This is a genomic window from Kitasatospora sp. NPDC017646, assembly GCF_044329365.1.
Lineage (GTDB): Bacteria > Actinomycetota > Actinomycetes > Streptomycetales > Streptomycetaceae > Kitasatospora.
This window is the reverse complement of sequence record NZ_JBIRJC010000010.1, coordinates 28,786-54,236: the sequence shown is the minus strand read 5'-3', so window position 1 is coordinate 54,236 and position 25,451 is coordinate 28,786. Positions and strand designations below refer to the sequence as shown.

General features: G+C 72.8%; 23 protein-coding genes and 1 pseudogene. 17 read left to right on the top strand and 7 right to left on the bottom strand.

The features are described 5' to 3' along the window. Position 1 precedes the first annotated feature (1 nt). The 13 genes from ACH4J0_RS17750 to ACH4J0_RS17690 all read left to right on the top strand — a co-directional run bounded on the left by ACH4J0_RS17750 (position 2) and on the right by ACH4J0_RS17690 (position 16,048). A complete protein-coding gene (locus ACH4J0_RS17750) occupies positions 2–991 on the top strand; it encodes an aspartate carbamoyltransferase catalytic subunit (protein WP_396241055.1) in 990 nt (329 codons plus the stop codon). After that, entirely contained in the window at positions 988–2,292 is a 1,305-nt protein-coding gene (locus ACH4J0_RS17745) for a dihydroorotase (RefSeq protein WP_396241053.1), read from the top strand. The genes ACH4J0_RS17750 and ACH4J0_RS17745 overlap by 4 nt, the downstream gene beginning before the upstream one ends. After that, positions 2,289–2,888, top strand: coding sequence for a hypothetical protein (locus ACH4J0_RS17740; protein WP_396241051.1), 600 nt, complete (start codon positions 2,289–2,291; stop codon positions 2,886–2,888). The genes ACH4J0_RS17745 and ACH4J0_RS17740 overlap by 4 nt, the downstream gene beginning before the upstream one ends. Further along, positions 2,885–4,042, top strand: a complete 1,158-nt coding sequence (carA, locus tag ACH4J0_RS17735; protein ID WP_396241050.1) for a glutamine-hydrolyzing carbamoyl-phosphate synthase small subunit — start codon at positions 2,885–2,887, stop codon at positions 4,040–4,042. Before ACH4J0_RS17740 ends, carA begins: the two co-directional genes overlap by 4 nt. Continuing rightward, entirely contained in the window at positions 4,035–7,343 is a 3,309-nt protein-coding gene (gene carB / locus ACH4J0_RS17730) for a carbamoyl-phosphate synthase large subunit (protein ID WP_396241048.1), read from the top strand. Before carA ends, carB begins: the two co-directional genes overlap by 8 nt. A gap of 88 nt (positions 7,344–7,431) precedes the next feature. Beyond that, on the top strand, positions 7,432–8,535 hold the full coding sequence (locus ACH4J0_RS17725) for a quinone-dependent dihydroorotate dehydrogenase (protein WP_396241046.1): 1,104 nt from the start codon (positions 7,432–7,434) through the stop codon (positions 8,533–8,535). 80 nt (positions 8,536–8,615) lie between these two features. Then, on the top strand, positions 8,616–9,449 hold the full coding sequence (gene pyrF, locus ACH4J0_RS17720) for an orotidine-5'-phosphate decarboxylase (protein ID WP_396241406.1): 834 nt from the start codon (positions 8,616–8,618) through the stop codon (positions 9,447–9,449). A 362-nt stretch (positions 9,450–9,811) separates the two neighbouring features. Next, on the top strand, positions 9,812–10,138 hold the full coding sequence (gene mihF, locus ACH4J0_RS17715) for an integration host factor, actinobacterial type (RefSeq protein WP_030290269.1): 327 nt from the start codon (positions 9,812–9,814) through the stop codon (positions 10,136–10,138). 49 nt (positions 10,139–10,187) lie between these two features. After that, positions 10,188–10,745 (top strand): guanylate kinase, encoded by a 558-nt coding sequence (gmk, locus tag ACH4J0_RS17710; RefSeq protein ID WP_396241044.1) that lies wholly within the window; start codon positions 10,188–10,190, stop codon positions 10,743–10,745. Positions 10,746–10,782: 37 nt separating this feature from the next. Next, positions 10,783–11,049 carry a DNA-directed RNA polymerase subunit omega gene (rpoZ, locus tag ACH4J0_RS17705; protein WP_030056185.1) on the top strand — a complete coding sequence of 89 codons (267 nt, stop codon included), beginning with the start codon at positions 10,783–10,785 and terminating at the stop codon, positions 11,047–11,049. Positions 11,050–11,259: 210 nt separating this feature from the next. Further along, positions 11,260–12,489: a bifunctional phosphopantothenoylcysteine decarboxylase/phosphopantothenate--cysteine ligase CoaBC gene (gene coaBC / locus ACH4J0_RS17700; RefSeq protein WP_396241042.1), complete on the top strand. Its 1,230-nt coding sequence runs from the start codon at positions 11,260–11,262 to the stop codon at positions 12,487–12,489. A gap of 150 nt (positions 12,490–12,639) precedes the next feature. Then, positions 12,640–13,863: a methionine adenosyltransferase gene (gene metK / locus ACH4J0_RS17695; RefSeq protein WP_396241040.1), complete on the top strand. Its 1,224-nt coding sequence runs from the start codon at positions 12,640–12,642 to the stop codon at positions 13,861–13,863. A gap of 100 nt (positions 13,864–13,963) precedes the next feature. Next, complete coding sequence (locus tag ACH4J0_RS17690; protein WP_396241038.1) at positions 13,964–16,048, top strand: primosomal protein N'; 2,085 nt, start codon at positions 13,964–13,966, stop codon at positions 16,046–16,048. 278 nt (positions 16,049–16,326) lie between these two features. Here ACH4J0_RS17690 and ACH4J0_RS17685 read toward each other — a convergent pair. Beyond that, positions 16,327–16,863 (bottom strand): annotated as a pseudogene (locus ACH4J0_RS17685) (hypothetical protein); the annotation flags it as partial. A gap of 321 nt (positions 16,864–17,184) precedes the next feature. On the opposite strand from ACH4J0_RS17685, the gene def reads away from it, so the two are divergent. The 4 genes from def to ACH4J0_RS17665 all read left to right on the top strand — a co-directional run bounded on the left by def (position 17,185) and on the right by ACH4J0_RS17665 (position 21,428). Then, positions 17,185–17,730, top strand: coding sequence for a peptide deformylase (gene def / locus ACH4J0_RS17680; RefSeq protein ID WP_396241036.1), 546 nt, complete (start codon positions 17,185–17,187; stop codon positions 17,728–17,730). Between the two features lie 103 nt (positions 17,731–17,833). Further along, positions 17,834–18,772: a methionyl-tRNA formyltransferase gene (fmt, locus tag ACH4J0_RS17675; RefSeq protein WP_396241034.1), complete on the top strand. Its 939-nt coding sequence runs from the start codon at positions 17,834–17,836 to the stop codon at positions 18,770–18,772. Between the two features lie 143 nt (positions 18,773–18,915). Further along, positions 18,916–20,385: an RsmB/NOP family class I SAM-dependent RNA methyltransferase gene (locus ACH4J0_RS17670; RefSeq protein ID WP_396241032.1), complete on the top strand. Its 1,470-nt coding sequence runs from the start codon at positions 18,916–18,918 to the stop codon at positions 20,383–20,385. A 92-nt stretch (positions 20,386–20,477) separates the two neighbouring features. Next, positions 20,478–21,428, top strand: a complete 951-nt coding sequence (locus tag ACH4J0_RS17665; protein WP_396241030.1) for a MerR family transcriptional regulator — start codon at positions 20,478–20,480, stop codon at positions 21,426–21,428. An 82-nt stretch (positions 21,429–21,510) separates the two neighbouring features. Here the strand turns inward: ACH4J0_RS17665 and ACH4J0_RS17660 are convergent, their stop codons facing one another. From ACH4J0_RS17660 to ACH4J0_RS17635, 6 genes are all read right to left on the bottom strand, one after another. Further along, the gene (locus ACH4J0_RS17660; protein ID WP_396241028.1) at positions 21,511–21,963 is read right to left on the bottom strand and encodes a hypothetical protein; all 453 of its coding nucleotides are present in this window, start codon (positions 21,961–21,963) and stop codon (positions 21,511–21,513) included. Between the two features lie 43 nt (positions 21,964–22,006). Next, entirely contained in the window at positions 22,007–22,354 is a 348-nt protein-coding gene (locus tag ACH4J0_RS17655) for a ChbG/HpnK family deacetylase (RefSeq protein WP_396241026.1), read from the bottom strand. Positions 22,355–22,412: 58 nt separating this feature from the next. Beyond that, positions 22,413–22,793 carry a sulfurtransferase TusA family protein gene (locus tag ACH4J0_RS17650; protein ID WP_396241024.1) on the bottom strand — a complete coding sequence of 127 codons (381 nt, stop codon included), beginning with the start codon at positions 22,791–22,793 and terminating at the stop codon, positions 22,413–22,415. Between the two features lie 219 nt (positions 22,794–23,012). Continuing rightward, positions 23,013–23,540: a MarR family winged helix-turn-helix transcriptional regulator gene (locus ACH4J0_RS17645; RefSeq protein ID WP_396241022.1), complete on the bottom strand. Its 528-nt coding sequence runs from the start codon at positions 23,538–23,540 to the stop codon at positions 23,013–23,015. A 73-nt stretch (positions 23,541–23,613) separates the two neighbouring features. Next, positions 23,614–23,970 carry a DUF6204 family protein gene (locus ACH4J0_RS17640; RefSeq protein WP_396241020.1) on the bottom strand — a complete coding sequence of 119 codons (357 nt, stop codon included), beginning with the start codon at positions 23,968–23,970 and terminating at the stop codon, positions 23,614–23,616. 142 nt (positions 23,971–24,112) lie between these two features. Beyond that, a complete protein-coding gene (locus tag ACH4J0_RS17635; RefSeq protein ID WP_396241018.1) occupies positions 24,113–25,318 on the bottom strand; it encodes a serine hydrolase domain-containing protein in 1,206 nt (401 codons plus the stop codon). Positions 25,319–25,451: the final 133 nt, after the last annotated feature.

The window sequence follows — 25,451 nt, the reverse complement described above, 5'->3', positions numbered from 1 at the left end:
CGTGAAGCGCCACCTCGTCTCCGCCGCCGATCTCAGCCGCGACGACGCGCTGCTGATCCTGGACACCGCCGAGGAGCTGGCCCAGCTCTCCGGCCGGGCCGTCAAGAAGCTGCCCACGCTGCGCGGTCGCACCGTCGTCAACCTCTTCTTCGAGGACTCCACCCGCACCAAGACCTCCTTCGAGGTCGCCGAGAAGCGGCTGTCCGCGGACGTCATCAACTTCTCCGCCAAGGGCTCGTCGGTCTCCAAGGGCGAGAGCCTCAAGGACACCGCCCTGACCCTCCAGGCGATGGGGGCCGACGCGGTCGTCATCCGCCACCACGCCTCGGGCGCGCCGGCCCGGCTGGCCCAGTCCGACTGGCTGCACGGCAGTGTGATCAACGCCGGTGACGGCACCCACGAGCACCCCACCCAGGCGCTGCTCGACGCCTTCACCATGCGCCGCCACCTCAACGCCGGCCCGGGCAACGACCTGGCCGGCCGCCGGGTGACGATCGTCGGTGACGTCCTGCACAGCCGGGTCGCCCGCTCCAACGTGCACCTGCTGACCACCCTCGGCGCCCAGGTGACCTTCGTCGCCCCGCCGACCCTGCTGCCGATCGGCATCGAGAACTGGCCCTGCGAGGTCAGCTACGACCTGGACGGCGTGCTGCCCAAGACCGACGCCCTGATGATGCTGCGGGTGCAGCGCGAGCGGATGAACGCCGCGTTCTTCCCGACCGAGCGCGAGTACAGCCGTCGCTACGGCATGAACGGCATCCGGATGGCCCAGCTGCCCGAGCACGCCATCGTGATGCACCCCGGCCCGATGGTCCGCGGCATGGAGATCACCGCCGAGGTCGCCGACTCGCCGCGCTGCACCGTGGTCGAGCAGGTCGCCAACGGCGTCTCCGTCCGGATGGCCGTTCTTTACCTGTTGCTCGGCGGAGCCGTTTTCACCGATGGTCCCGCCGAGCCCGCCCGCACCGACTCCGTGGAGACCGCTCAGTGACCAGCTACCTGATCCGCAACGCCAAGGTCCTGGGCGGCGCCCCGCAGGACCTCCACCTCGCCGACGGCGTCATCCGGGCGATCGGCACCGGCCTGGCGGTCGAGGCGGACATCGAGATCGACGCCACCGGCCTGATCGCCCTGCCCGGTCTGGTCGACCTGCACACCCACCTGCGCGAGCCCGGCCGCGAGGACGCCGAGACCGTGCTCACCGGCACCCAGGCCGCCGCGATGGGCGGCTTCACCGCCGTGCACGCGATGGCCAACACCACCCCGGTGGCCGACAGCGCCGGTGTGGTCGAGCAGGTCTGGCGGCTCGGCCAGGAGGCCGGCTACTGCGACGTGCAGCCGGTCGGCGCCGTCACCGTCGGCCTGGAGGGCAAGAAGCTCGCCGAGCTGGGCGCGATGCACGAGTCCGCCGCGAACGTCCGGGTCTTCTCCGACGACGGCAAGTGCGTGGACGATGCGGTGCTGATGCGCCGCGCCCTGGAGTACGTCAAGGCCTTCGACGGCGTCGTCGCCCAGCACGCCCAGGAGCCGCGGCTGACCGAGGGCGCCCAGATGAACGAGGGCCAGGTCTCCGGCGAGCTCGGACTCGGTGGCTGGCCGGCCGTCGCCGAGGAGTCGATCATCGCCCGCGACGTGCTGCTCGCCGCGCACGTCGGCTCCCGGCTGCACGTCTGCCACCTCTCCACGGCAGGCTCGGTCGAGATCGTCCGCTGGGCCAAGTCCAAGGGCTGGGACGTCACCGCCGAGGTCACCCCGCACCACCTGCTGCTCACCGACGAGCTGGTCCGCTCCTACGACCCGGTGTACAAGGTGAACCCGCCGCTGCGCACCGCCGAGGACGTCCAGGCGCTGCGCAAGGCGCTCGCCGACGGCACCATCGACGCCGTCGCCACCGACCACGCGCCGCACCCGGCCGAGGACAAGGACTGCGAGTGGGCCGTGGCCGCGATGGGCATGGTCGGCCTGGAGACCGCGCTGTCGGTCGTGCAGCAGACCATGGTCGACACCGGCCTGCTGAACTGGGAGGGCGTCGCGGACCGGATGTCCCACCGACCGGCCCGGATCGGCCGTCTCACCGGCCACGGCCGGCCGATCTCGGTGGGTGAGCCGGCCAACCTGGTGCTCTTCGATCCCGCGTACCGTGGTGCCGTGAACCCCGAGAGCTTCGCCACCCGCAGCCGCAACACCCCCTACAAGGGCATGGACCTGCCCGGACGGGTGCACGCCACCTTCCTGCGCGGCCGCGCCACGGTGCTGGCCGGCGAGCTGGCCGAGCAGGGCGGCCTGGCATGAGCGAGCTCGCCGGACGGGTGATCAGCGCGGTGGACCACGCCTCACTCGCCAGGGAGCAGGCGAAGGTCACCAACTGGCCGGGCTACATCGGCTGGTCGATCGGGCTGCTGGTCGTCATCGGCCTGGTCTACTGGCTGATGCGCCAGGGCTGGAACTGGCGGCGCACCCTGCAGTCCGGGATCCCGCCGCTGCCCGCCGTGCCGGCCCGTGCCGGCCGGACCATCCTGGAGACCAGCGGGCGCTACCACGGAACCACCACCGCCGGGAACTGGCTCGACCGGGTCGTCGCGCACGGCCTGGGCACCCGCAGCCGGGCCGACCTCACCCTCGGCGAGGACGGTCTGCTGGTGCAGCGCCCCGGCGACGTCGACTTCTGGATCCCGGCCGAGCACCTGACCGGTGCCCGCACGGACTCCGGAATCGCCGGCAAGGTCGTCCCCTCAGGGCTGCTCGTCGTCACCTGGACGCACGAGGGCACCGAGCTGGACTCCGGCTTCCGGGCCGACCACCCCGATGAGCACACCGCCTGGGTCGAGGCGATCGCCCGGCTCGCAACACGTACGAAGACGAAGAAGACGGAAGAGGCCGCGCAATGACCGCACCTGCCCCCACCACGCAGCGCCAACGGCGGGAGCGCATCCCCGCCGTGCTCGTCCTGGAGGACGGCCGGACCTTCGGCGGCCAGGCCTACGGCGCGACCGGCGAGACCTTCGGCGAGGCGGTCTTCAACACCGGCATGTCCGGCTACCAGGAGACCCTGACCGACCCGTCGTACCACCGCCAGGTGGTCGTGATGACCGCCCCGCAGATCGGCAACACCGGCTGGAACGACGAGGACGACGAGTCCAAGCAGATCTGGGTCGCCGGCTACGTCGTGCGAGACCCCTCCCGGGTGGCGTCCAACTGGCGCTCCCGCCGCTCGCTGGACGAGGAGCTGGCCCGCCAGGGCGTCGTCGGCATCAGCGGCATCGACACCCGCGCGCTGACCCGCCACCTGCGCGAGCGCGGCGCGATGCGCTGCGGCATCTTCTCCGGTGAGGCGCTGGCCGACCCGGCCGCCCTGCTCGCCCGGGTGCAGGGGTCGGCCGAGATGAAGGGCGCCGACCTGTGCGCCGAGGTGGCCACCACCGAGCCGTACGTCGTTCCCGCCGTCGGTGAGAAGAAGTTCACCGTCGCCGCGCTGGACCTCGGCATCAAGGCGATGACCCCGCAGCGGATGGCCGAGCGCGGCATCGAGGTGCACGTGCTGCCGGCCGACTCCACCCTGGAGGACGTCTACGCGGTCAACCCCGACGGCGTCTTCTTCTCCAACGGCCCGGGCGACCCGGCCACCGCCGACCACCAGGTCGCCGTCGCGCAGGGCGTGCTGGAGCGGGGGACCCCGTTCTTCGGGATCTGCTTCGGCAACCAGATCCTCGGCCGCGCCCTCGGCTTCGGCACCTACAAGCTCAAGTACGGCCACCGCGGCATCAACCAGCCGGTGCAGGACCGCACCACCGGCAAGGTCGAGGTGACCGCCCACAACCACGGCTTCGCCGTGAACGCACCGCTGGACCAGGTGAGCGACACCCCCTACGGGCGGGTCCAGGTCTCCCACGTCTGCCTCAACGACGACGTGGTCGAGGGCCTCCAGGCGCTCGACGTGCCCGCCTTCAGCGTGCAGTACCACCCCGAAGCGGCCGCCGGCCCGCACGACGCCGCCTACCTGTTCGACCGCTTCGTGAAGCTCATGGAGGGCCAGCGTGCCTAAGCGCACTGACATCAAGTCCGTCCTGGTGATCGGGTCCGGCCCGATCGTCATCGGCCAGGCCGCCGAGTTCGACTACTCCGGCACCCAGGCCTGCCGCGTCCTCAAGGCCGAGGGCCTGCGGGTCGTGCTGGTCAACTCCAACCCGGCCACGATCATGACCGACCCGGAGATCGCCGACGCCACCTACGTCGAGCCGATCACCCCCGAGTTCGTCGAGAGGATCATCGCCAAGGAGCGCCCCGACGCGCTGCTGCCGACCCTGGGCGGCCAGACCGCGCTCAACACCGCGATCTCGCTGCATGAGGCGGGCACGCTGGAGAAGTACGGCGTCGAGCTGATCGGCGCCGACGTGGTGGCGATCAACAAGGGCGAGGACCGCGACCTGTTCAAGGGCGTCGTCGAGGCCGTCAAGTCCAAGATCGGGTACGGCGAGTCCGCCCGCTCGGTCATCTGCCACACCATGGACGAGGTGCTGGCCGGCGTCGACACCCTCGGCGGCTACCCGGTCGTGGTGCGCCCCTCCTTCACCATGGGCGGCGCCGGCTCCGGCTTCGCCCACAACGAGGAGGACCTGCGCCGCATCGCGGGGCAGGGCCTGGCCCTCTCGCCGACCACCGAGGTGCTCCTGGAGGAGTCCATCCTCGGCTGGAAGGAGTACGAGCTGGAGCTGATGCGCGACAAGAACGACAACGTCGTGGTCGTCTGCTCCATCGAGAACTTCGACCCGATGGGCGTGCACACCGGTGACTCGATCACCGTCGCCCCGGCGATGACGCTCACCGACCGCGAGTACCAGATCCTGCGCGACATCGGCATCGCCGTCATCCGCGAGGTCGGCGTCGACACCGGCGGCTGCAACATCCAGTTCGCCGTCAACCCCGAGGACGGCCGGGTCATCGTCATCGAGATGAACCCGCGCGTCTCCCGCTCCTCGGCGCTCGCCTCCAAGGCCACCGGCTTCCCGATCGCCAAGATCGCCGCCAAGCTGGCCGTCGGCTACACCCTGGACGAGATCCCCAACGACATCACCGAGGAGACCCCGGCCTCCTTCGAGCCGACCCTCGACTACGTCGTGGTCAAGGTGCCCCGGTTCGCGTTCGAGAAGTTCCCGAGCGCCGACGCGACGCTGACCACCACCATGAAGTCCGTCGGCGAGGCCATGGCGCTCGGCCGCAACTTCCCCGAGGCGCTGCAGAAGGCGCTGCGCTCGCTGGAGAAGAAGGGCTCCCAGTTCTGCTGGACCAGCCCGCTGGGTGACAAGGCCGAGCTGCTGGCCAAGGCGGTCGTGCCGACCGACGGCCGGATCAACACCGTGATGGACGCCATCCGGGCCGGCGCCACGCCGGAGGAGGTGTTCGAGGCCACCAAGATCGACCCGTGGTTCGTCGACCAGCTCTTCCTGCTGGACGAGATCGCCGGCGAGCTGGCCGAGGCCGCCGAGCTCACCCCCGAGCTGCTGCGCCACGCCAAGCGGCACGGCTTCTCCGACCAGCAGATCGGCGAGATCCGCGGCCTGAAGCCGGACGTCGTCCGCGAGGTGCGCCACGCGCTCGGCGTCCGCCCGGTGTACAAGACCGTGGACACCTGCGCCGCCGAGTTCGCCGCCAAGACCCCGTACTTCTACTCCTCGTACGACGAGGAGAGCGAGGTCGCCCCGCGCACCAAGCCGGCCGTGATCATCCTCGGCTCGGGTCCGAACCGCATCGGCCAGGGCATCGAGTTCGACTACTCCTGCGTGCACGCCTCCTTCGCGCTGGCCGACGCCGGGTACGAGACCGTCATGGTCAACTGCAACCCGGAGACCGTCTCCACCGACTACGACACCTCCGACCGGCTCTACTTCGAGCCGCTCACCCTGGAGGACGTCCTGGAGATCGTCCACGCCGAGCAGCAGGCCGGTCCGCTGGCCGGCGTGATCGTCCAGCTCGGCGGCCAGACCCCGCTGGGCCTGGCCCAGGCGCTCAAGGACAACGGCGTGCCGATCGTCGGCACCCAGCCCGAGGCGATCGACCTCGCCGAGGAGCGCGGCGCCTTCGGCCGCGTGCTGCGCGACGCCGGCCTGCCCGCCCCCAAGCACGGCACCGCCTTCTCCTTCGAGGAGGCCAAGGCGATCGCCGACGAGATCGGCTACCCGGTCCTCGCCCGCCCGTCCTACGTGCTCGGCGGCCGCGGCATGGAGATCGTCTACGACGAGGTCTCGCTCGCCTCCTACCTGGAGCGGCACGCCGGTCTGATCTCCGAGCACCCGGTGCTGATCGACCGCTTCCTCGACGACGCGGTGGAGATCGACGTCGACGCGCTCTACGACGGCAGCGAGCTCTACCTCGGCGGCGTCATGGAGCACATCGAGGAGGCCGGCATCCACTCCGGCGACTCCGCCTGCGCGCTGCCCCCGATCACCCTCGGCGGCTACGACATCAAGCGCCTGCGCACCTCCACCGAGGCCATCGCGCGCGGTGTCGGGGTCCGCGGTCTGATCAACATCCAGTTCGCGCTGGCCGGGGACATCCTCTACGTGTTGGAGGCCAACCCGCGCGCCTCCCGCACCGTCCCGTTCACCTCCAAGGCGACGGCCGTGCCGCTGGCCAAGGCCGCCGCCCGGATCTCGCTCGGCGCCACCATCGCCGAGCTGCGCGCCGAGGGCCTGCTCCCGGCCGAGGGCGACGGCGGTACGCTGCCGGCCGACGCCCCGATCGCGGTCAAGGAGGCCGTGATGCCGTGGAGCCGCTTCCGCGACATCCACGGCCGCGGCGTGGACACCGTGCTCGGCCCGGAGATGCGCTCGACCGGTGAGGTCATGGGCATCGACAAGGTCTTCGGCACGGCGTACGCCAAGGCGCAGGCCGGTGCGTACGGCGCGCTGCCGACCAGGGGCAAGGTCTTCGTCTCGGTCGCCAACCGGGACAAGCGCAACCTGGTCTTCCCGGCCCGGGCGCTGGTCGGCCTCGGCTTCGAGGTGCTCGCCACCGCCGGCACCGCCGAGGTGCTGCACCGCGGCGGCATCCCGTCCACGCTGGTGCGCAAGCACAGCGAGGGCGAGGGCCCGAACGGCGAGAAGACCATCGTCCAGCTGATCCACGACGGCGAGGTCGACCTGATCATCAACACGCCGTACGGCACCGGCGGCCGCCTCGACGGCTACGAGATCCGCACCGCGGCCGTCTCCCGCGGCGTGCCGTGTCTGACCACCGTCCAGGCGATGGGCGCGGCGGTCCAGGGCATGGACGCGCTGCTGCGCGACGAGGTCGGAGTGATGTCGCTCCAGGAGCACGCGGAGCTGATCAACGCCGGCCGCAAGTAGCACCACCGCAGTGGGGGGCACCGGAGTCGCATTGGTGCCCCCCACTCGTATGCCCGAGTCCGGTTCTCGCTGCGGAAGTTGACCCCCCTTGTACAAGTTCCTGTTCGACCTCGTCTTCAAGAAGATGGACCCCGAGAAGGCCCACCACCTCGCCTTCTTCTGGATCCGGCTCGCCTCCTCCGTCCCCGGCCTGCGCACCCTGGTGCGGCTGGTCCTCGCCCCGCGCGACCGGGCGCTGCGGACCCGGGCCCTCGGCCTGGACCTGCCCGGCCCGTTCGGCCTCGCGGCCGGCTTCGACAAGAACGGCGTCGGCATCGACGGCCTGGCGATGCTCGGCTTCGACTACGTCGAGATCGGCACCGTCACCGGCGAGCCCCAGCCCGGCAACCCGGCGCCCCGGCTGTTCCGCCTGGTCGAGGACCGCGCGCTGATCAACCGGATGGGCTTCAACAACCAGGGCTCGGCCCGGGTCGCCGCCCGGTTGGCCGCCCGCCCGCACACCAGCTCCACGCCGGTGATCGGCGTCAACATCGGCAAGACCAAGGTGGTCGAGGAGGCCGACGCCGTCGCCGACTACGTCAAGTCGACCGAGCGGCTGGCCAAGTACGCCGACTACCTGGTGGTCAACGTCAGCTCGCCGAACACTCCCGGGCTGCGCAACCTCCAGGCCGTCGACCACCTGCGCCCGCTGCTCGCCGCGGTGCGCGAGGCCGCCGACCGCACCACCGCGCACCGGGTGCCGCTGCTGGTCAAGATCGCCCCCGACCTGGCCGACGAGGACGTCGACGCGGTCGCCGACCTCGCCCTGGAGCTGGGCCTGGACGGCATCATCGCCACCAACACCACGATCGGCCGCGAGGGCCTGCGGGCCGACGCGAAGCGGGTCGAGGAGATCGGGATGGGCGGCCTGTCCGGCGCGCCGCTCAAGGCCCGCGCCCTGGAGGTGTTGCAGCGCCTGCGCGCCCGTACCGGGGGCCGGCTGACGCTGGTGTCGGTCGGCGGCGTGGAGACCGCCGAGGACGCCTGGCAGCGGATCATCCACGGCGCCGACCTCGTGCAGGGCTACAGCGCCTTCATCTACGAGGGCCCGTTCTGGTGCCGTCGGATCCACCGGGGCCTGTCCGCCCGGGTCCGCGCCGCGGGCTTCCGCGACCTCGCGGCGGCCGTCGGCAGCGCCGCCCGCAGCTCCTGAACCGCTCGCACCGCCCGGCCGGCCTCCGGAACGCCCGCATGACCCACGGAACGCCCGCACGATTCCTCGGAAAGGACGACATGACCCTCGCCCCGTTCGGCGCCCGGCTGCGCCAGGCCCTCGACACCCGCGGCCAGCTCTGCGTCGGCATCGACCCGCACGCCTCCCTGCTCTCCGCCTGGGGGCTCGGCGACGACCTCGCCGGGCTGGAGACCTTCAGCCGCACCGTGGTGGAGGCCCTGGCCGACCGGGTCGCCGTGCTCAAGCCGCAGGCCGCCTTCTTCGAGCGCTTCGGCAGCAAGGGCGTCGCCGTGCTGGAGAAGAGCGTCGAGGAGGCCCGGGCGGCCGGCGCGCTGGTCCTGATGGACGCCAAGCGCGGCGACATCGGCTCCACCATGGCCGCCTACGCGGAGGCCTTCCTCGCGCCCACCAGCCCGCTGTTCTCGGACGCCGTCACGGTCAGCCCGTACCTGGGCTTCGGCTCGCTGCGCCCGGCCCTGGACCTGGCCCGGGAGCAGGGCTGCGGGGTGTTCGCGCTGGCGCTCACCTCCAACCCGGAGGGCGCCGAGGTGCAGCGCGCCGTCGGGGCGGACGGCGAGCCGGTCGCGGCTTCGATGCTGCGGCAGTTGGCGGCGGAGAACGCGGACGCGGCTCCGCTGGGCTCCTTCGGCGCGGTGGTCGGCGCGACGCTGGCCGACGCGGGCGTGGACCTGGCCATCAACGGCCCGCTGCTGGCTCCCGGGATCGGCGCCCAGGGGGCGACCATGGCGGACCTGCCGCGGGTGTTCGGCGCCTCGGTGACCAACGTGGTGCCGAGCGTCAGCCGGGACGTGCTCAAGCACGGCCCGTCGGTGCCGGCGCTGAGGGAGGCCGCGGAGCGCTTCGTCGGGGAGTTCGCGGACGCCGTCAAGTAACGGAAGGCGTCCGGCCGGTAGTCGAACGGTGACCGTGCGCAGTGTCCGCAGGACGGCGGCGCGGCGCCGGAGTTGACGTGAGCGCCGTCACATCGACCTCGCCAAAGTCTCGCAATCGCGGTCATTTTGCCCGGGAAAGTCCTGGTCGGCCTTGGCTGACCAGGACTTTTCGTGTTCTTTTCCTGACGTGGCGCCGCAATGCGGGTAGTGTCCGGCGATAGGTCATCGGCGAGCCGCGAAACCCGTAGCTCCCGCAGGTCAGGGCCCTGTGGTTCCCCATTGGGCTTCCCCTGCGGACGGTGTCCTGAGTACCGAACCAGTCATAGCTCAATCCCTTCCTTCCACACCCTGAGGTGAACGGCGTGGCTCTTCCGCCCCTTACCCCTGAACAGCGCACCGCCGCGCTCGCCAAGGCCGCCGAGGCTCGCCGGGAGCGCGCCGAGGTCAAGAACCGGCTCAAGCACTCCGGCGCCTCCCTGCACGAGGTGATCAAGGCCGGCAAGAACGACAACGACGTCATCGGCAAGATGAAGGTGTCGGCCCTGCTGGAGTCCCTTCCGGGCGTCGGCAAGGTCCGTGCCAAGCAGATCATGGAGCGCCTCGGCATCAGCGAGAGCCGCCGTGTCCGCGGTCTCGGCACGAACCAGATCGCCTCCCTGGAGCGGGAGTTCGGCGGTGGCGCCGCCTGACCGTGCCCCCGTGGTCCCGGGATCGTCCGCGATCCGGGATAATCGGTGCATGAGTGAGCGTCCGCGGCTGACCGTGCTCTCCGGCCCTTCGGGGGTCGGCAAGAGCACGGTCGTCGCTCATATGAGGAAGATGTACCCCGAGGTCTGGCTCTCGGTGTCGGCCACCACCCGGCACCCGAGGCCCGGCGAGAAGAACGGGGTCCAGTACCACTTCGTCGACAACGACGAGTTCGACAAGCTGGTCGCCAACGGCGAGCTGCTGGAGTGGGCCGAGTTCGCCGGGAACCGCTACGGGACCCCGCGCGCGGCCGTGCTGGAGAAGCTGGAGCGCGGCGAGCCCGTCCTGCTGGAGATCGATCTGCAGGGTGCCCGTCAGGTGCGCGAGTCGATGCCGGAGGCCCAGCTGGTCTTCCTGGCCCCGCCGAGCTGGGACGAACTGGTCCGTCGGCTGACCGGTCGGGGCACCGAGCCGCAGGACGTGATCGAACGGCGGCTGGAGGCGGCCAAGGTCGAGCTCGCGGCCGAGCCCGAGTTCGACACGACCCTTGTCAACACCTCCGTCGAGCAGGTAGCGGCCGAACTGCTAGCCTTGCTCGGTGTAGCCTGACCTGTCAGTCTTTTCCACCCTTTCGGAAGGTTTTCGCGTGTCCTCTTCCATGACCGCGCCCGAGGGCATCATCAACCCGCCGATCGACGAGCTGCTTGAGGCCACCGACTCGAAGTACAGCCTCGTGATCTACGCCGCCAAGCGCGCGCGCCAGATCAACGCGTACTACTCCCAGCTCGGCGAGGGCCTGCTGGAGTACGTCGGCCCGCTGGTCGACACCCACGTGCACGAGAAGCCGCTGTCGATCGCGCTGCGCGAGATCAACGCGGGCATGCTGACCGCCGAGGCGGTCGAGGCTGCCTGAGGCAGTCCCGTACCTTCACCGGAGGGCCCGGCGGAATCCTGTCCGCCGGGCCCTCCGGTGTTCCGTGCCGGGGCCTCCGGGCCCTCCGGTGTTCGCTGTGACGCGGGGCACCGTGCGGGTGGCGGCCGAGGAGCCGTAGGGTGAGCGGGTTCCCGATGATGATCAGGTTTCGACGCTGATCAGGTTTCCGATGCGGAGAGAGGCCGGTACATGAGCGCGAGCGTGGACGCCCCCCGCGTGGTCCTCGGTGTCAGCGGCGGGATCGCCGCCTACAAGGCGTGCGAGCTGCTGCGCCGGTTCACCGAGTCCGGCCACCAGGTCACCGTGGTGCCGACCGCCGCGGCGCTGCACTTCGTCGGGGAGGCCACCTGGGCCGCGCTGTCCGGCCGTCCGGCCGCCACCGAGACCTGGGAGGACGTGCACGAGGTGCCGCACGTGCGGATCGGGCGGCAGGCCGACCTGGTGGTGGTCGCCCCCGCCACCGCCGACCTGATGGCCAAGGCCGCCCACGGGCTCGCCGACGACCTGCTGACCAACACCCTGCTCACCGCCGGTTGCCCGGTCGTCCTGGCGCCCGCGATGCACACCGAGATGTGGGAGCACCCGGCCACCCGGGAGAACGTCGCCACGCTGCGCCGCCGGGGCGTGATCGTGCTGGAGCCGGCCGTGGGGCGGCTCACCGGCAAGGACACCGGCAAGGGGCGGCTGCCCGAGCCCGCCGCGATCTTCGACGCCTGCCGGGCCGTGCTGCGCCGCGGCGGGCCGGTGCCGACCGACCTGGCCGGCCGGCACGTGGTGGTCTCGGCCGGCGGCACCCGGGAGCCGCTGGACCCGGTGCGCTTCCTCGGCAACCGCTCCTCCGGCAAGCAGGGCTACGCGCTCGCCGTGACCGCCGCGGCGCGTGGGGCCCGGGTGACCCTGGTCTCGGCCAACGCCGAGCTGCCCGACCCGGCCGGGGTGGACGTGGTGCACGTCTCGACCGCGCTGGAGCTGCGCGAGGCGGTGCTGAAGGCGGCCGAGGACGCGGACGCCGTGGTGATGGCCGCGGCCGTGGCGGACTTCCGGCCCGCCGAGTACGCCACCGGCAAGATCAAGAAGGTGGAAGGGGTCGAGCCGGCGCCGGTCGCGCTGGTCCGCAACCCCGACGTGCTGGCCGAGCTGTCCGCGCACCGCCCCCGTTCGGGTCAACTCGTGGTGGGCTTCGCGGCGGAGACCGACGACGTGCTCGCCAACGGCCGCGCCAAGCTCGCCCGCAAGGGCTGCGACCTGCTGGTGGTCAACGAGGTGGGCAACGGCAAGGCCTTCGGGCAGGACGTCAACGAGGCCGTGGTGCTTGGCTCGGACGGCAGCGAGACCCCCGTACCGGTGGGCCCGAAGGAGGCGCTCGCGGACGTCGTCTGGAATCTGGTCGCAAAGCGGTTGGAACCGGGGCGGAACTGATCGGGTTCCGGTCGAGAACGCTCTTGATTTCCCGAAGCGGGTGACGTTCGACGGAACCAGCCGGTTAGACTCCAGGAATCAAGTCTTTCCGGATGTCCCCGGTTCCCCGGGGGCCTTCAGTCAGCAGCCGCTGCAACCCCAGGGAGCGCTGTGTCTCGCCGCCTGTTCACCTCGGAGTCCGTGACCGAGGGACACCCCGACAAGATCGCTGACCAGATCAGCGACACCATCCTTGACGCTCTCCTGCGGGAGGACCCGACCTCCCGGGTCGCCGTGGAGACGCTCATCACGACCGGCCAGGTGCACGTGGCCGGCGAGGTGACCACCAAGGCGTACGCGCCGATCGCGCAGCTCGTCCGGGACAAGATCCTGGAGATCGGTTACGACAGCTCCAAGAAGGGCTTCGACGGCGCCTCCTGTGGCGTGTCGGTGTCCATCGGTGCCCAGTCGCCCGACATCGCGCAGGGCGTCGACACGGCGTACGAGGCCCGGGTCGAGGGGTCCGCCCAAGGGGACGACGCAGACGATCTGGACAAGCAGGGTGCCGGCGACCAGGGCCTGATGTTCGGCTACGCGTCCGACGAGACGCCCGAGCTGATGCCGCTGCCGATCACCCTGGCGCACCGCCTCTCCCGCCGCCTCACGGAGGTCCGCAAGAACGGGACCATCCCGTACCTGCGCCCCGACGGCAAGACCCAGGTCACCATCGAGTACGACGGCGACAAGGCCGTCCGCCTCGACACCGTGGTCGTCTCCACCCAGCACGCCAGCGACATCGACCTGGAGTCGCTGCTCACCCCGGACATCCGCGAGTTCGTCGTGGAGCCGGAGCTGAAGGCGCTGGCCGAGCAGGGCATCAAGCTGACCACCGAGGGCTACCGCCTGCTGGTCAACCCGACCGGCCGCTTCGAGATCGGCGGCCCGATGGGCGACGCCGGCCTCACCGGTCGCAAGATCATCATCGACACCTACGGCGGCATGGCCCGCCACGGTGGCGGCGCCTTCTCGGGCAAGGACCCGTCCAAGGTGGACCGCTCGGCCGCGTACGCGATGCGCTGGGTGGCGAAGAACATCGTCGCCGCCGGCCTCGCCAACCGCGCCGAGGTGCAGGTCGCGTACGCGATCGGCAAGGCCGAGCCGGTCGGCCTGTTCGTGGAGACCTTCGGCACCGAGACCGTGCCGGTCCTCGCCATCCAGAAGGCCGTCTCCGAGGTCTTCGACCTGCGTCCGGCCGCGATCATCCGCGACCTGGACCTGCTGCGTCCGATCTACTCCCAGACCGCCGCCTACGGCCACTTCGGCCGTGAGCTGCCGGACTTCACCTGGGAGCGTACCGACCGGGTGGACCAGCTGAAGGCTGCCGTCCAGGACTGACGTCCGAAGCTGCCGGAGCGGCGCCCGCCCCTGTTTCCAGGGGCGGGCGCCGCTCCGCTTTGTGCGCCGTGTCGGTGTGACCTGGTACTACTGGGGAGCGATGAGCAGCACAGGGGAGAACGGGGCCGCCGAGCCGGAGCAGCTGGCGTTCATCCGGGAGACGGTCAAGCGGGCGAAGCCGCGGACGTGGCGCGGGGCCAAGCGGGCCGAGCACCTGCCGGTGGCCCGGGTCGTGGTGGACAAGGGCGTGCTCACCATCGACAAGCTCTTCGACTACGAGGTGCCGGCCGCCATGGCCGAGGAGGCCCGGCCCGGGGCCCGGGTACGGGTGCGGTTCGGGGCGCGGGTGGTCAAGGGCCAGCGCGAGGGCGGGGAACTGCACGACGGGTTCATCGTCGCCCGGCTGGAGAAGAGCGACTTCGCGGGCCCGCTCGCCCCGCTCGCCCAGGTGCTCTCGCCCGAGCCGGTGCTCTCCCCGCAACTGCTGCGGCTGTGCCGCACCGTCGCCGACCGGTACGCCGGGACGCTGGCCGACGTGCTGCAACTGGCCGTTCCGCCCCGGCACGCCAAGGCCGAGGCCGAGCCCTCGCCGCCGCCGCTGCCGCGCCCCCAGCTCCCGACGCCCGGCGGGTGGCAGCGCTACCCGGCCGGACCGGACTTCCTCGCCGCGCTGGCCGATGGCGGCTCGCCGCGCGCGGTGTGGGCGGCGCTGCCCGGGCCCGGCTGGCCGTACGAGATCGCCCGGGCCGTCGCGGCGACGCTCGCGGGCGGGCGCGGCGCGCTGGTCGTGCTGCCCGACCGGCGGTCGGTGGCCCGGGTGGACCAGGCGCTGACGGAACTGCTCGGGCCCGGGATGCACGTGGCGCTGGAGGCGGACCTCGGCCCGCGCGAGCGCTACCGGCGCTGGCTCGCGGTCAGCCGCGGCTCGGTGCACGCCGCGATCGGGACCAGGGCCACCATGTTCGCGCCGGTGCGCGACCTCGGGCTGGTCGTGGTCTGGTCCGACGGCGACGGCAGCCACAGCGACCCGCGCGCCCCGCACCCGCACGTGCGCGAGGTCGCGCTGCTGCGGGCCGCCGAGGAGGGCGCGGCGGTGCTGCTCGGCGGGCACGCGGTGACCGTGGAGGGCGCGCAGCTGGTCAGCACCGGCTGGGCGCGGGCGCTGGTCGCCGACCGGGAGACGGTCCGGCAGGTCGCCCCCAGGGTGCGCACCGTCACCGACCAGGACCAGCACCGGGACGCCGCCGCCCAGGCCGCCCGGCTGCCCTCGGTGGCCTGGGAGGCCGCCCGGGAGTCGCTGGCGGCCGGGCACCCGGTGCTCATCCAGGTCCCGCGGCGCGGCTACGTGCCCCGGCTGGCCTGCGGGCGCTGCCGCACCCCCGCCCGCTGCCGGCGCTGCGAAGGGCCGCTGGAGGCGCCCTCGGCGGACGCTCCGCTGCGGTGCGGCTGGTGCGGGGAGGCGGAGAACGACTGGCACTGCCCCGAGTGCGGCTCCTTCCGGCTGCGGGCGCAGGTGGTCGGCGCCCGGCGCACGGCTGAGGAACTCGGCAAGGCCTTCCCGCGGATCCCGGTGCGGACTTCGGGACGGGACGCCGTGCTGGACACCGTGCCGGACGAACCCTCGCTGGTGATCTCCACCCCGGGCGCGGAACCGGTGGTCGAGGGCGGCTCCGGGTACGGGGCCGTGCTGCTGCTGGACGGCTGGGCGCTGTTGAGCCGGCCCGACCTGCGGGCCGGGGAGGAGACGCTGCGGCTCTGGCTGGCGGCCGCCGCGCTGTCCCGGCCGTCCGGGGAGGGCGGGACGGTGGTCGTGGTGGCCGAGCCGTCGGCCCGGCCGGTTCAGGCGTTGGTGCGCTGGGACCCGCTGGGGCACGCCGGGCTGGAACGGGACGAGCGGGCGCAGCTGCACTTCCCGCCGGTGTCGCGGATGGCCTCGGTGAGCGGCAGTCCGGCGGCCGTCGCCGACCTGCTGAACCTGATCCGGCTGCCGGAGGGTGCGGACGTGCTCGGGCCGGTGCCGGTGCCCGCGCTGCGGGGCGAGGAGCAGGAGCGGGCGCTGCTGCGGGTGGCGCCCGGGCAGGGGGCGGCGCTGGCGGCGGCGCTCAAGGCGGCGCAGATCGCGCGGATCGCGTTGCGGACGGCGGAGGCGGTGCGGGTGCGGGTGGATCCGACGGACATCGGCTGAGGTGGCGGCATCGGCAGAGGGTGGCGGGCACCGGCTGAGGTGGCGGCATCGGCAGAGGGTGGCGGGCACCGGCTGAGGCCGGCGGGGGCGGGGTGAGTGGGCCACCCCGCCCCGGGACGGCCCGGTTGTGGCGGGGGTGGTCAGCCGCGGAGGGGGATGCCGGTGCGGTCGGGCTGGGGGCGGTCGGCGGCGCCGCGGTCGAGGGCGGTGCGGTCGATGCTGCTGCGCTCGATGCCGGGGCGGTCGATGCTGCTGCGCTCGATGCCGGGGCGGTCGATGCCGGGGCGGTCGACCGGGGTGCGTTCGAGCGCGTTGCGCTCCAGGGCGGTGCGGTCCAGGCCACCCTGGCGGGCCGCGGGGACGGTGGTGGCCAGGCCGCTGCGTTCGGTGGGGGCGGGGAGTTCCTCGGAGCGGTCCGGGCGGCTGGGGCCCGGGACGGCGCCGCTGGCGGCGAGGAGTTCGCTGGTCGGGCGGCGCATGCCGTAGCGGCGGTGCACGGCCTGCTTGGTGACGCCGAGGGCGGAACCCACCGAGTCCCAGGAGAAGCCCAGCGCCCGGTCGAACTCGACCGCCGCCGCCACCAGGGTCTCCACGCTCTCCCGCAGCTCCTGCGCCAGGCGCACGGTCGGCGCGGGCGCTCGTCCGTACACCACGAAGCCGGCCGAGGTGCTCGGGCGGCGCGGTCGGTAGACGTTGCCCAGCTGGGCGGTGAGCGTCCGCAGCGCATCGACCTGGCGCCTCACCCGCTCGATGTCCCGCACCAGCAGGTGCAGGCTCGCCCGCGCCCGGGCGTCGTGGTTGATCTGCTCGGCCATGGCCTACGCGCCACCTTCCGTACGGTTCAGCTCGGCCGGGGCGCGGTGTCCCGTGCGCCCGGCCCTGGTCAATCTCTCTTGACCAACGCCGAATCGGGGGCCGGGGTAACGCCGCTCGGCGACTCGGGATATGACAGAAGCCGGTGCGGGCGCTGTCCGAAGCCGGTGCGGGCGTCGCCGGAAGCCGGTGCGGGCGTCGTCAGCAGCCGGTGCGGGCGTGGGAGGACGGTCCGTCGGAGCGCCCGGGCGCGTTGCATAGACTTGCGGTGAACCAGTCGTTGCCCGAAAGCCCGTGCCCTCGCGGACAGGAGCCCGTACCCCGTGGCGATCCAGCCGATCCGTCTCTTCGGAGACCCCGTCCTGCGGGCCACCGCCCAGCCGGTGACCACCTTCGACAAGGAACTGCGCAACCTGGTCAGCGACCTCACCGACACCATGCTCGACGCCCCCGGCGCCGGTCTCGCCGCGCCCCAACTCGGCGTCTCGCTGAGGGTGTTCACATACCACGTGGACGGCGTCACCGGGCACCTGATCAACCCCGACCTGTCGCTCAGCGAGGACGAGCAGGAGGGCCCGGAGGGCTGTCTCTCGTTGCCCGGACTGCGCTACGACACCAGGCGCGCCTACGGCGTGGTCGCCAAGGGCTTCAACATGTACGGGGATCCGGTCACGCTGGAGGGCACCCAGCTGCTCGCCCGGTGCATCCAGCACGAGACCGACCACCTGGACGGCATCATCTTCATCGACCGGCTCGACCGGGAGCAGCGCAAGGCCGCGCTGAGGGCGATCCGGGAGCGCGACTGGGGCGCCGGGCCGGCGCCGGTCGTGAAGGTGTCGCCGCACAGCACCTTCGGCGCGGCGCGCTGAGTCCGTCGTCCACGGCTCTTCGTCCGCGGATCCGTCGTGCGGATTCGTTGTACAGGTTCGTTGTGCAGGTTCGTTCGCAGGTTCGTTCGCAGAAAGGCACTTGATGCGTCTCGTCTTCGCCGGCACCCCCGAGGTCGCCGTTCGCGCCCTGGACGCGCTGATCGCCTCCGACCGGCACGAGGTCGTCGCGGTGGTCACCCGCCCCGACGCCCCCGCCGGGCGCGGGCGCAAGCTGGTCGCCAGCCCCGTCGCCCAGCGCGCCGAGGAGGCCGGGATCGAGGTCCTCAAGCCCGCGAAGCCCAGCGACCCGGACTTCGTCGCCCGGCTCACCGAACTCGCCCCCGACTGCTGCCCGGTGGTCGCCTACGGCGCGTTGCTGCGTCCCGGCACCCTGGAGATCCCCGAGCACGGCTGGGTCAACCTGCACTTCTCGCTGCTGCCCGCCTGGCGCGGCGCGGCCCCGGTCCAGCACGCGGTGCTGGCCGGCGACGAGGTGACCGGCGCGTCCACCTTCCTGATCGAGCAGGGCCTGGACTCCGGCCCGGTCTACGGCGTGATCACCGAGGAGATCCGCCCGAGCGACACCAGCGGTGAACTGCTCACCCGGCTCTCGCTCTCGGGCGCCCGGCTGCTCGCGGCCACCATGGACGGCATCGAGGACGGCTCGCTGCACGCCGTGCCGCAGCCGGCCGAAGGCGTCACCCTCGCACCGAAGATCAACGTCGAGGACGCGCGGATCGAGTGGAACCACCCGGCGCTGCGGATCGACCGGGTGGTGCGCGGCTGCGCTCCGGCGCCGGGCGCGTGGACGGAGTTCCGGGGCGAGCGGCTGAAGGTCACCGGGCCGGTCAAGCTGCTGCCGGACAGCGCCGAACTGGCGCCGGGCGAGGTCGCGATGGTCGGCAAGAACAGCGTGCGGGTCGGCACCGGGAGCCACGACATCGAGCTGGGCGAGGTGCGTCCGCAGGGGAAGAAGGAGATGCGGGCGGCCGACTGGGCGCGCGGCGCGCGGCTGGAGACGGGGGAGCGCTTCGGGGCCTGAGCGCCGCCCGGCGGGGCCTGGGCGCTGCCGGGGCTCGGGCCCTGTCCGGGGCCTGGGCGCCGCCCGAGGGCGCTGACCGTCGGGTTTGGCGTTACTGTTCGTTCGAGATCTTCCGATAACCATCGCAGCACTTTGAGGCACTTGTGAGCACCCCCAGTTCCCCCGGCACCTCCGGCAACCCCGGCACCTCCGGGGCCAAGCGCGCTCCCCGTCCGCACCGCCGGCCGAAGAAGGACCCGGCCCGGATCGTCGCGTTCCGGGCCCTGCGCGCCGTCGACGAGCGCGACGCGTACGCCAACCTGATCCTGCCGTCCCTGCTGCGCGAGGCCGAGCAGAAGGGCATGGACCGGCGCGACGCCGCCCTCGCCACCGAACTCGTCTACGGCACCCTGCGCTTGCAGGGCACCTACGACGCGATCATCGCGGCCTGCATCGACCGGCCGCTGAGCAAGGTCGACCCGCCGGTGCTGGACGTGCTCTCGCTCGGCGCCCACCAGCTGCTCACCACCCGCATCCCCAGCCACGCGGCCGTCTCGGCGACCGTCGAGCTGGCCCGGGTGGTGCTCGGCGACGGCAAGGCCAAGTTCGTCAACGCCGTGCTGCGCCGGATCAGCGCCCACGACCTGGACGGCTGGATCGAGCGGGTCGCCCCGCCGTACGACAAGGACGCCGAGGACCACCTGGCGGTCGTGCACTCCCACCCGCGCTGGGTGGTCTCCGCGCTCTGGGACTCGCTCGGCCGCTGGCAGCCGGACGCGTCCGGGCGCACCGCGATGGAGGAGCTGCTGCGGGCCGACAACGAGCGGCCCGAGGTCACCCTGGTCGCCCGCCCCGGCCGGGCCACCGTCGGCGAGCTGGCCGACGCCCTGCCCGAGGCCACGCCCGGGCGCTGGTCCCCGTTCGCGCTGCGGCTCGCCGAGGGCGGTGACCCGGGCGCGCTGACCGCCGTGCGGGAGAACCGGGCGGGCGTGCAGGACGAGGGCAGCCAGCTCGTCGCGCTGGCGCTGGCCGCGGCGCCGCTGGAGGGCCCGGACCGGCTCTGGCTGGACGGCTGCGCCGGACCGGGCGGCAAGGCCGCGCTGCTCGGCGCGCTGGCCGCAGAGCGGGGCGCGGGGCTGGTCGCGAGCGAGAAGCAGCCGCACCGGGCGCGGCTCGTGGCGCGGGCGCTGGAGGGCAACCCCGGCCCGTACACGGTGATCGCGGCCGACGGGACCCGCCCGGCCTGGCGCTCCGGCGGCTTCGACCGGGTCCTGGTCGACGTGCCGTGCTCCGGTCTGGGCGCGCTGCGGCGCCGTCCGGAGGCGCGCTGGCGCCGTCGGCCGGCCGATGTGGCGGCCTTCGGCCCGCTCCAGCGGGACCTGCTGCGCTCGGCGATCGAGGCCACCCGGGTCGGCGGCGTGGTCGGCTACGCGACCTGCTCGCCGCACCTCGCCGAGACCCGGGCGGTCGTCGACGACGTGCTGCGCGGTGAGGGCGGCCGGGTGGAGTGGATCGACGCGCGTCCCCTGCTGCCCGGCGTGCCGGCGCTCGGGGACGGACCGGACGTCCAGCTGTGGCCGCACCTGCACGGGACGGACGCGATGTACCTGGCGCTGCTGCGGCGCACCGCCTGAGTGACTGGGGCCGATCGGGGCCTGCTGGGGTCGGCCCGCGCCCCGAGGGCAGGCTTGCGCCTCCTGTAGGGGGAGGCGGCAGGGTGGTGGGCATGAACGGCGATGCGCTCCTCACGACCGGTCCGCTCCTCACCATCGGCGAGCTGGCCCGGCGGACCGGGCTGACGGTGAAGACCGTCCGGTTCTACTCGGACGAGGGGATCGTGACGCCTGCCGACCGCAACCCGGCCGGCCACCGGCAGTACGACGCGGACGCCGTCGCCCGCCTGGATCTGGTGCGCACCCTGCGCGAGCTCGGGCTCGGACTGCCGGAGGTCCGGCAGGTGCTGGAGCGCGAGCACGGGCTGTCCGAGGTCGCCGCGGCGCACGCCGCGGCGCTCGACGTCCGGATCCGGGTCCTGCGGCTGCGGCAGGCGGTGTTGCGGACGGTGGCCGCGCGCGGGGCCACCGCAGAGGAGTTGACGCTCGTGCACCGCTTGGCCCGGTTGACGGAGGACGAACGGGGGCGCCTGGTCGGGGAGTTCCTGGCCGAGGTGTTCGGCTCGGATGCTTCCCGGGAGGTTCGTTCCGGAGGGTTGGCCCGGTCGCTGACGCCGGAGCTGCCGGAGCAGCCGTCGGGCGAACAGGTCGAGGCCTGGGTGGAGTTGGCGCTGCTGGCCGGGGACGTCGGATTCCGGGAGCTGCTGCGCGGGCTGGCGGCCGACGAGGCGGGGGAGGCCGCGGCGGCCGGTACGGGATCCGTTCCTCGCCCCGGCCTGGCCGTGCTGGTGCGGGAAGTGGCCGGTCCGGCGGTTGCGGCCGGGGTGGCGCCGGGGTCGGCGCAGGGGGCGCGGGTGGCCGAGGTGCTGCTGGAGCGGTACGCCGGGCTGGTGGGTGCGGCCGAGGTGGACGGGTCGGTGCGCGCCCGGTTGGCGCAGCGGTTGGAGGCGATGGCGGACCCCCGGCGCGACCGCTATCTGGTGCAGCTGGCGGTGGTCAACGGCTGGCCCGCGCCGGAGGGTTCGGCAGAGGTGATGGACTGGGCGGTGCGGGCCGTCGGCTGAGGGGCCGGGTGGTCGGCCGTCCTGGGCCAGGGCCTGTCCCGGGGCTGCCCAGGACAGGCCCTGAGCCTGCCCTGGGCCTGTCCTACGGCCACCGGGGCGGCGGGCCCGGGCAGTTGGTGAGGAAGGCGTGGGCCTGGGCGCGGAGGTGGTCGACCGGAGGGTCCTCGCAGATCACCTCCAGGCCGAGGCCGGTGGCCTGGCCCAGGTGGTGGTAGGACTGGTAGGCGAGGTACGGACGGTGGTCGTCGGTGGGGTCCAGTCCGACGGCGAAGGTCGCGAAGTGGGTGCGCTCCTTCTCGGTGCGCGCGAACTCCGTCCGGGAGAGCTCCCACTCGAACTCGTAGGGCTCCGGATCGGCGGGCAGGTCGAGCAGGGCCTGGGCCAGCCGGCGGACCTCGTCCGGGCCGGCGAAGGGCAGCGACTCCGACCAGAGCGGTGCGGCGGCGAACAGCTCCCATTCGGAACCGTTGTGACGGACGGTCAGTTCCCACGCGCCGTCCTGATCGCGCCAGCGGCAACTGAGGATCGGATCCATGGTGGTCAACCTCCCTGTGGAGTCCGGCCGTTACGGTTTCTCCTCATCGTGGCACATCCGGCAGGTGCGGGGAGCGGCGCGTGACCCGCTCGCGGGCGGCGAGCGGGCCCCAGCGCAGGTGCGGCGCCTCGCAGACCAGGGTGAGGTGGACGCCGAAGGGGATCTCCGGGTGGCGGCGCAGGAGTCGGAGTGCGTGCGGGGCGGCGTGACAGGGGGCCATCAGGCTGCAGGAGGCCGCGATGCCCTGCCTGATCGCCTCGGTGACGGCCAGGTTGGCGGGCTCGTCCAGGCCGAGGTCGTCGCAGTTGAGGAGCAGGAGGCGGGCGTCGGGCGGGTGGCCGAGGAGGTGGTTGGCGCGGGGGCCTTCCGGGGCGTGGGTTGCGGTGGCCATGGGGGCAGTCTTCACCGGGGAGGCGGTGAGCGCGCGGGGATTTCCGGTGGGGGCGGGGTCAGTTCGTGTTCTCGTCGGTGCTGACGGGGGTGCCGACGGTGGTGCTTTCGGTGGGGGCGGGGTGCCAGGGGCGGCCGGGGCGGGTCTGGACGGGGGCCGAGGTGAGGCGCAGGGCGTACACCTCGCGATCCGGAGCCGGGGACGGGACCGGGCCGAGGTACTCGTGGCCGGTCAGGTGGCACCAGGCGGGCAGGTCGAGCGGGGCGGCGGGGTCGGTGGTGTGGATGTGGACCACCGCGCCGGCCGGGAGGTGGGCGATCCGTGCGCGCAGGCGGAGCAGGAGTTGGACGCAGAGCAGGCCGGTGCCGTCGACGGTGAGGTCGGGGACGGTGAGGTCGGGGGCGCTGCTGTCGGGGCCGGTGCTGTCGGAGGCGGTCATCGGGGGGTCTCCTGGATGCTGCGCCAGAGGTGGTGGGGCCGTTCGCCCTGCCCGGCCGTGCGGACGTGTCCGGTCAGGCCCTGGTGGTCGGCGGCGCTGCGCAGCTGTGAGTGCTGGGTGCCGGTGGTGCCAGTGGCGCCGGCGGTGTGGCTGGTTCCGGTGGTGCGGGTTCAGCCTAGGACGTGGCGCGGGACGGGCGCGGGGTGGGGTGGTGCCAGGTCACGGCCTCGGGATGTGGCGGTGTTCGGGGGCGGTGCCGCCGAGGCGGGTGAGCAGGGAGGCCAGCTGAGTGAGGTCCTCGCTGCTCCACTGGTCGGGAGTGAAGTGGTCGGCGGCCACCTGCCGGGCTGTGTGCAGCATCTCGGCGAGTCGTTCGCGGCCGGTCGGGGTGAGGGCCGCGTAGGCGACCCGGGCGTCGCGGGCGGCGGCCTCGCGGGTCACCAGTCCGATCCGTTCCAGCGGCGCGAGGCCGCGGGTGACGCCGGAGGCGGTGAGGCCGAGGGCCTCGGCGAGGTCCACCCGGCGCATCCTGCCGCCGGGGGCCTGGGCGAGGTGCAGCAGCAGGGTGAAGTCCGACAGGCTCACACCGTGCAGACGGCTGAGGCCCGCGTCGAAGCGCTTGACCACGGCGGTCTGGGCGCGGACGAGGCGAAGGGCGGTGTCCAGCGGGTCGGGGCGGGAGTCGAATGTGGGGCTCGTCGGGGCCGTCGGGACCGTCGGGGCCGACGTGTCTGGCTGGTTGGTCATTGCCACCTCCTTGACTGCTCAAGTATATGCATGGGCTGAGCCGTCAAGGAGGTGGCGGGATGGGGGGTGCCGGTCAGCGGGAGGTGTTGGCGGCGCGGCGCTGTCGCTTGCCGAGCGGCGCCTGGGAGAGGTCCTCGGCCTGGGAACGGAGGTTCTTGTAGCCGTAACCGCGGTCGGCCAGCCAGGCCTGCGCCGTCTGCTCGGCCCGTTCGGTGGCCTCCAAGATGTCCTCCTCCGCCTCGCCCTCGTCGAGGAAGCGGAAGGTGAAGGCGGCGCGGGCGTTGAGGTCGTAGCTGAGGTGGCCCTCGCGGGTGAAGGCGGCGTGCAGTACGTCGTGCTCGGGTGCGGCGGTGAGCAGTTCGGCGCGCTGCTCGTCGGTGAGCGCGTCGAAGGCGCCGCGCACCATGATGCGGAAGGTTCGGGTGGTCATGCCCAGACGATAGGCAGGAGCGGTGGCGGACCGCCAATGCGATTTCGCGGCGGGGCGGCCGGGGTGTGCCCGATCGCCGGCGCGGGGCCGGCGGCCGGGCGTTGAGTGCGCGGGGTCAGGGGCTCGGTCTCGGCGACCGGCCTCAGCGCGCGAAGGGTCCGAACGTAGTGGCGGCCAGGCGGAGGGCCGGGGCCGGGGTGCCGCCGCTGCCGACGGAGTAGACCAGGCGCTTGCGCAGGTCCGCGGTGGCGAAGATTCCGTCGGAGTAGCCGAGGTCGTGCCCGGTCTTGCCCCAGACCGTCGTGCCGTCCTGCAAGGGGATGGCCAGCAGTCCGGCGCTGTAGCAGGCCTTGTCCTTGTCCGGTCCCAACTGGCAGTCGTCGGAGCCGTGGTAGGGGATCAGCTGCCCGGAGGCGTCGCGCGGAAGGGTGAGCAGGTCGTGCAGCTGCTGCGGCGGCAGGAGTTCACCGTCGAGCAGGGCGCGCAGGAAGCGGTCCAGGTCGGCAGGGGTGGAGAGCATCGACTCGGGGTTGCCGCCCTGTTCGGAGACGTCGGTCGGGGTGCGGGAGTCGTCGGGGAAGTAGCCGGCCAGGTGGGGTTCGGGCATCAGGGGTGCGCCGCCGGTCAGTTCGGTGTGCCGCAGGTGCAGCGGTTCGAGGATGCGGGCCGCCACCTCCTGCTTGAGCGAGTGGCCGGTGACGCGTTCGATGAGCAGGCCGGCGAGACGGTAGTTGAAGTTGTTGTACTGCTGTTGGGTGCCGGGCGCGAAGACGGGCGAGGGCCAGGAGTCCGGGCTGCTACCGGCGGGCCGCAGGGTGCGCTGGACGACCTGGTCGAAGGTCTCGACGGCGAAGCGCTGGGCGATCAGTTCGTCGTTGGGGACGGTCCCCGGCCCCTCCACGACCGGTGGCAGTCCGCTGGTGTGGTCGAGGAGTTGGCGGACGGTGATCGGCTGGTATACCGGGCTGCCGCCGGTGCCGTCGGGCAGGACGCCCGGAAGGTACTGCTGGACGGTGCCGTCCAGGTCGATCCGCTGCTCGGCGGCGAGTTGCAGCACCACGGCGGCCACGAAGGTCTTGTTGATGCTGCCGATCCGGAAGGAGGCGTTCGGCGCGACCGGCTGCCCGCTCACCGGGTCGGCGTCGGACCCGCGCCAGGTCTGCCCGTCGACCGTCACCCGGGCGACCACGCCCGCGGCGGGATCGCCTGGCCGGGCGGCTATGGCGGCGCTCAGGGCGGCCTTGTCGAGGCCGCTGGTCGGCCGCCCGCTGTCGGCCAGGGCGGGCGTGGACGCAGCCGCGAGGAGCAGTCCGGCGAGGGCAAGGGCGGCGGGCTGGGCGATGGGCATGTGGCCTCCGAGGTCGGTGGATCGCACGGGTACGGAGTGCTCCGCATCGGAGAACACATGTGTGACGCCAAATCAGTTCCCGGGCTCATGAGGAACGTCGGACGGGGTTGGGCTGATGCGTGAGGAGCAGGGT